The 1,597-nt window shown below is 74.5% G+C and carries 2 protein-coding genes; one reads left to right on the top strand and one right to left on the bottom strand.

What is annotated here, in order from left to right; all coding sequences use genetic code 11:
* The coding region (locus tag ABNT58_RS24320; protein WP_348755974.1) for a MarR family transcriptional regulator at window positions 1-406 on the top strand (406 nt) is incomplete at its 5' end.
* Window positions 407-415: 9 nt separating this feature from the next.
* Here the strand turns inward: ABNT58_RS24320 and ABNT58_RS24315 are convergent.
* Window positions 416-1,597, bottom strand: a 1,182-nt coding sequence (locus ABNT58_RS24315) for a penicillin-binding transpeptidase domain-containing protein (RefSeq protein ID WP_348755973.1), incomplete at its 5' end; no start/stop codon positions are given.

The following is a 1,597-nucleotide window of genomic DNA, read 5'->3' as shown; positions in this document are numbered from 1 at the left end:
GCGCCGTGAGTGGCGGCTGCTGGCCTTGCTGGCCGCGCGCGGGCCGCTGGCGCCGTCGGCGCTGGCGGAAGAAGCCGCCCTGGACCGGGCGCGCACCTCGCGCGCCATCGGCTCGCTGGTGACCAAGCGGCTGGTCATGCGTCAGGCCCGGCCCGGTGATGCCCGCCGCGCGGTGGTGAGCCTGACCGTCAGCGGGCATGCGCTGTACGACGAGCTGTTTCCGCAGGTCGCCGGCATCCACTGCGAGCTGCTGTCGGTGCTGGAGCCGCCGCTGCGCGCCGCGCTGGACGAGGCGCTGACGCGGCTGACGCTGCATGCGGCCGAGGTCAACCGCACCACCGCCGCCGACGTGCGCATCGACCGCCACAAGGGCGGCAGCCGCCGCCATCGGCCACAGCCTGGCTGAGCCCGCTGCCTACCGGGGCCGGGCCAGCGCCTTGACGGTCGCGCCGCGCACCTCGAAGTGCACCTGCTGCAGCAGCCGGCCATCGGCGGTGCGCAGCGCCAGCACGTGGCGGCCGGGCCAGGGCGACCACAGCAGCCGCCGGCCGCTGCCCAGGCGCTTGCCGTCCAGGTGCCACACGCCATCGGCGCCTTCGAACACCAGGCGCTGGGCCTGCGGCGGCATGTCGGGGTCGAGCGCAAACAGGCTGCCGTCGCGCGGCTGCACGATGCCGAAGGGCGCGGCCTGCAGGCTGCGCGGCTGGAACACCGCCTGCTCGGTGCCGGCGACGAACCACTCGGGCCGGTCGGGCTCGGCCACGCCTTCGAAGTGCACGGCCTGCCGCAGCACGCCGGTTGGCGGCGCGGGCATCGGCAGCGGTGGCGCCTCGGCCATCAGCTGCTGCACCAGCTGCCGCCACACCGGCGCCGCGCCGCTGGTGCCGCTGACATGGTGCATCGGCTCACCCGCCGCATTGCCCACCCACACCGCCACGGTGTGGCGGGCGGTGAAGCCCACGCACCAGTTGTCGCGCATGTCCTTGCTGGTGCCGGTCTTGGCCGCCGCAAAGCCACGGGTCACCAGCGGGCTGTCGAGGCCGAAGGTCAGCGCGCGGGCGTTGTTGTCGGCCAGGATGTCGGTCACCAGCCAGGCGGCGCGGGCGTCCATCACCCGGCGTGGCGCTGCGGTGGCGCCCGGCTGCCAGCGGGCGGGTGAGGCCAGGCCGCCGTTGGCGAGTGTGCGATAGGCATTGGCCAGCGCCAGCAGCGTGACGTCGGCACTGCCCAGCACCAGCGCATGGCCGTGGTAGCCGGCGGTGTGGTCGATCTGCAGGCCCAGTGCATTCAGGCGCTCGAACACCGCATCGGGCCCCAGCATCGCGCCCACGCGCACCGTGGGCACGTTGAGGCTGGCGCCCAGCGCCGTGCGGGCCGACACCCAGCCCTTGAAGCGGCGGTCGTAGTTCTGCGGCTGGTAGAGGCCGCCGATGCCATCGACGCCGGTGGCCAGTTCGGTGGGGGTGTCGTCCAGCAGGCTGGCGGGCGTGAGCAGGCGCCGCTCGAAGGCCAGCCCGTACACGAAGGGCTTGAGCGTGGAGCCCGGCTGGCGGCGCGCCAGCACCGCGTCCACCTCATGCGCCGACGACAGCGCGGC

The sequence above is a fragment of the uncultured Aquincola sp. genome, assembly GCF_964001545.1.
Lineage (GTDB): Bacteria > Pseudomonadota > Gammaproteobacteria > Burkholderiales > Burkholderiaceae_C > Aquincola.
The sequence above is the reverse complement of the archived record's forward strand: the minus strand, read 5'-3'. Positions and strand labels throughout refer to the sequence as shown.